At 70.7% G+C, this 3,886-nt stretch carries 5 protein-coding genes and 1 pseudogene; 2 read left to right on the top strand and 4 right to left on the bottom strand.

The window, feature by feature from the left end; genetic code table 11:
- Positions 1–111: 111 nt before the first annotated feature.
- From ACFWPJ_RS27005 to ACFWPJ_RS26995, 3 genes are all read right to left on the bottom strand, one after another.
- Positions 112–804: a peptidylprolyl isomerase gene (locus ACFWPJ_RS27005; protein WP_378855425.1), complete on the bottom strand. Its 693-nt coding sequence runs from the start codon at positions 802–804 to the stop codon at positions 112–114.
- Between the two features lie 106 nt (positions 805–910).
- On the bottom strand, positions 911–2,029 hold the full coding sequence (locus ACFWPJ_RS27000; protein WP_378855423.1) for a methyltransferase: 1,119 nt from the start codon (positions 2,027–2,029) through the stop codon (positions 911–913).
- A gap of 287 nt (positions 2,030–2,316) precedes the next feature.
- A complete protein-coding gene (locus ACFWPJ_RS26995; RefSeq protein ID WP_378855421.1) occupies positions 2,317–2,820 on the bottom strand; it encodes a hypothetical protein in 504 nt (167 codons plus the stop codon).
- 67 nt (positions 2,821–2,887) lie between these two features.
- Here ACFWPJ_RS26995 and ACFWPJ_RS26990 point away from each other — a divergent pair, with 67 nt between their 5' ends.
- Together ACFWPJ_RS26990 and ACFWPJ_RS26985 are read left to right on the top strand one after the other, a co-directional pair.
- The gene (locus ACFWPJ_RS26990; RefSeq protein WP_378855419.1) at positions 2,888–3,244 is read left to right on the top strand and encodes an arsenate reductase family protein; all 357 of its coding nucleotides are present in this window, start codon (positions 2,888–2,890) and stop codon (positions 3,242–3,244) included.
- Between the two features lie 136 nt (positions 3,245–3,380).
- Positions 3,381–3,689, top strand: coding sequence for a hypothetical protein (locus ACFWPJ_RS26985; protein WP_378855418.1), 309 nt, complete (start codon positions 3,381–3,383; stop codon positions 3,687–3,689).
- Between the two features lies 1 nt (position 3,690).
- On the opposite strand, the pseudogene ACFWPJ_RS26980 reads toward ACFWPJ_RS26985, so the two are convergent.
- A pseudogene (locus ACFWPJ_RS26980) lies at positions 3,691–3,886 on the bottom strand (NUDIX hydrolase); the annotation flags it as partial.

The raw sequence follows: 3,886 nt of genomic DNA, 5'->3' as shown, positions 1-3,886 counted from the left end.
CCCACCCACAACCTTCGACATCATAACCCACCGCCGCGGCCCCCCCCCCCCCCCCGCCCCCGCGGGCCCCCCCCGCCCGCCCGCCCCCCCCGCCCCCCCCTCGGCCGTTTCTCAGCCCTGTGCGGTGGTCACCGCGTTGAACACCACGTCGGCCACCGGGGTGCCGTCGCCGCCGCCACCGGCGACGCCCGCGTTCGCGATGGTGGTGAGCGCGTCCATGCCCTCGGTGATCCGGCCGAACGGGGTGTAGTTCGGGGGCAGCTGGGTGTCGCGGTAGACCAGGAAGAACTGGCTGCCGTTGGTGCCGGGGCCCGCATTGGCCATGGCCACCGTGCCCGCCGGGTAGACCGCGCCGGCGAGGTTCTCGTCGCCGAACTTGTAGCCGGGGCCGCCCATGCCGGTCGCGGTGGGATCGCCGCACTGCAGCACGTAGATGCCCTGGGTGGTGAGCCGGTGACAGCGGGTGTGGTCGAAGTAGCCCTCGCCGGCCAGGAAGGCGAACGAGTTGACCGTGCGCGGTGCCGCGGCGGCGTCGAGCTCGATCGAGAGGGTGCCGCAGGTGGTGTCGAGCGTCGCGGTGTAGGCCGCGGCGGGGTCGATGGTCAGGGCGGGCTCGGTGGGCCACTGCTTGCCGTTGGGCGCGCCCGCGGCGGCAGGGACGCAGCCGGGGACGACCGCCTGGTGGGCGGGCACGGCCTGCGCGGCGGGGGCGATCGCCACCAGCGCGGCGACGACGGCGCCGAGGCCGAGTGCGGCGCGCCGGGCGGTGCCGACGATGGAACGGTCCTGCGAATGACTGCTCACCTGGACGGTGTCTCCTCGAACTGGGGTGCTGCCGGACGATGTACCGCGCATCCTGCCAGTCGCGGACGCCGCGCGGGGAGGGACCGCGGGAACTCGCCGCTCGCGGCTAACGCGCCCGCAACCGCCACAGCGAGGTCGTCTCCGCGGTGCGGGCCGCGGCCAGTGGATCGTCGCGGTCGGCGGCGCGCGGATGGCGCGGGCGCGTGGTGAGGCGGGCCATGACGTGCAGTCCGGCGGCGTCGAGCAGGCGCGGGATGTGCTCGGCGGGGCGCAGTCCGAGCAGTTCGGCGAGATCGGAGAGCACCAGCCAGCCCTCGCCACGGGGCGTGAGGTGCGCGCGCAGGCCGTGCGCGAAATCGGTGAGCATCGACTGATCCTGGTCGTAGACACCACGTTCCAGGTCCGAGGTCGGTGTGCCGGGCAGCCAGGGCGGATTGCAGACGACGAGATCGGCGCGCCCGTCCGGGTACAGCGTGGGACCGGTGACGGTGATCCGGTCGGCGTAGCCGAGGCGGGTGAGATTGTCGGTCGCGCAGCGCATCGCGCGCGGGTTGATGTCGGTGGCGGTGATCCGGGAGACGCCGCGCTGGGCGAGCAGCGCGGCGAGCACGCCGGTGCCGGTGCCGAGATCGAAGGCGGTGCGCACCTCGGGATCCAGCGGCGCGTCCGCGACGAGATCGACGTATTCGCTGCGGGTGGGGGAGAAGACGCCGTAGCCCGGGTATATCCGCGCGCCGAGCGCGGCCACCTCGACGCCCTGCTGCTGCCAGCGATACGCGCTCAGGACGCCGAGCAGCTCCGGGAAGGTGACGACCCGGCCGGCGCTCGCCGGACCGTAGGCGGCGGTGCAGGCCGCCTGGACATCGGGCGCGCGCCGCAGGTCGAGATCGTTGGTGTCGTCGAGCTGGACCAGCAGACCGCCGAGAATGCCTGCGCGACTGCGTTTCCTGGCCCGCTCGTGGTCGTAGCGTGCGCTCAGGTCGCCGCCGCGCGGTGCGGTGGCCGTGCGATCGGCGCGGCGGCCCAGCGCCTGCAGGAGCTGGCGGCCGTTGTGGTAGTCGCCCTGCCAGAGCAGCGATTCCCCCGCCCGGATCCGGCGGTAGGCTTGGTCGGCGGAGAGCCGGTCGTCGGCGATCGAGACGGCGGCCGGTGCGGGCGCGCCGTTCTCCGAATGCCAGCGCGCGGTGTGACGGATATGGTCTTCGGTCCAGTCGATGGTGGACACGGGTATCTCCCGGTAGTCGGCGGTGCTGGTGACATGACGAGCACTTCGACGCCGGGGTGCGAGAGGGGAAGCCTCGTTCGCTACCGCGCCGAAATGCACGAGCCTGCGTCGCCGAGGACCATGCCGAGCGTCACCACTGCTGCCTTTCGAGGGGAGAAACGTCCAGTCTGCCGCATCGGCGACCGGCGTCAGCGGGCGGGGCCGAGTCCTCGGCAGCGGCTCGCCGTGCCGCAACCCAGCGCATGACGGCCCACCGGAAGTCCCGATGGGCCGTCGTCGTGAGCGGGTCAGCGTGGGGTCAGCTGTACGACCACGCCGCCTTGCTGCCAGGTCTGGTAGATGTCGGCCTTGGACGGCTCGCCGTCGGCCGTATAGCCGATGCCGTTGAACTTGGCGTTCTGTTTGTTGTCGCGGGCGATGACGGTGTAGAGGTCGAGGACGCTGTGTTCGTCGGAATGGACGGTGGCGGTGCAGGTTTCGGGGGTGCTGCCACGGGAGATAAGCACTTCCGCGCCGCCCTGGAGGTTCTTCACCCACGGGCGCAGGGATGTGCCGATCAGGAGGGTGCCGTCGTAGACGGTGTACGCCACGGGCACGTCGTAGACCTTGCCGGATTTGCGGCCGGTGACGTGCAGGGTGGCCAGGCGCTTGCCGATGATGCCCGCCAGCACCGGGATCTTCAGCAGGCTGCGGACGACGGTGTTGACCCTGGCCTGGGATGGCCGGATCGGTTCGGGACCGGTGGTTGTCGGTGTGCCGTACGGGTTTTCGGAGGGCGCGGTGTCGGTCATGGTCCCAGTATCGGCCGGTGCGCCCGCGCCCGCATCTGTGTTCTCGCCCACCTATTACGCTGCGAGTATGACCGAGATCTGGCACAACCCCCGCTGTACGAAGAGTCGCAATGCCACCGCGCACCTGGATGCGGCCGGGGCCGAATACACGGTGCGGCGCTACCTCGACGACCCGCCGACGGTCGACGAACTGCGTGCGGTGCTGGCCAGGCTCGGCGCGCAGCCGTGGGATATCACCCGCACCGGCGAGCAGATCGCCAAGGACCTGGGCATGGCGAGCTGGGGTCGTACCGATGCCGATGTCGACCGGTGGCTGGCCGCGCTGGCCGATCATCCGAAGCTCATCCAGCGACCCATCGTGCTCACCGCCGACGGTGGTGCGGTCGTGGCCCGCGACGAGGAATCCCTGCGCTCACTCGACTGATCCGGAAGATAGCCCGCGGGTAACTATTCGGGTATGGCAGTAACAGCTCGCGCGATTCTCATGATGTAGCTCACATCATCGGGACACGGTGTCCCGAGGCGAATATCGAGCCCAACGTGGATCGCCGGAGGTTGTCATGAAATCGCTTCGCAAGATCGCTGTCGGGGCCACGGCCGCCGGTCTCATCGGTGCCTCGACCCTGCTCGCCGTACCCGCCCAGGCCACACCGCCCGGGCACTGCTCGGTGAACCCCATCGCGGGCACCGGAGCGTTCTCGCAGTGCGGCGACCCGGTCTGGCATCAGGTGCGCGTCACCTGCTGGGCCTGGTGGAACTGGTTCAGCAGCTACGAGCGCTACGGTCAGCCCGCGTTCGGCGGCTTTCACTCCGAAACCTCGTGTGACCTGCCGTTCAGCATGCAGACCTGGCAGGTGATCGTCTACTGATTCAGTCGTCCTCGGTGAGCAGGTCATCCACGATGACGCGTGTGTCGGGGACGAAGGGCCACGCCGGATCCCGCAGGTGGGCACGCAGTTCGGCGTCGCGCCACCACCAGCCCGCCCCCCTATAGGGCGGGGGGGGGGGGTAGGGGGCCGGGGTTCGCCCCGCGTAAACGCACAGGTGGGCGCCCCGCGGGTTTGAC

This window comes from Nocardia sp. NPDC058497 (assembly GCF_042720195.1).
Classification (GTDB): Bacteria; Actinomycetota; Actinomycetes; order Mycobacteriales; family Mycobacteriaceae; genus Nocardia.
The sequence above is the reverse complement of the archived record's forward strand: the minus strand, read 5'-3'. Positions and strand labels throughout refer to the sequence as shown.

Coding starts and splice junctions, on each gene's coding strand:
- ACFWPJ_RS26985 (WP_378855418.1), top strand. CDS start 3,381: ATGAAATCGCTTCGCAAGATCGCTGTCGGGGCCACGGCCGCCGGTCTC.
- ACFWPJ_RS26990 (WP_378855419.1), top strand. CDS start 2,888: ATGACCGAGATCTGGCACAACCCCCGCTGTACGAAGAGTCGCAATGCC.
- ACFWPJ_RS26995 (WP_378855421.1), bottom strand. CDS start 2,820: ATGACCGACACCGCGCCCTCCGAAAACCCGTACGGCACACCGACAACC.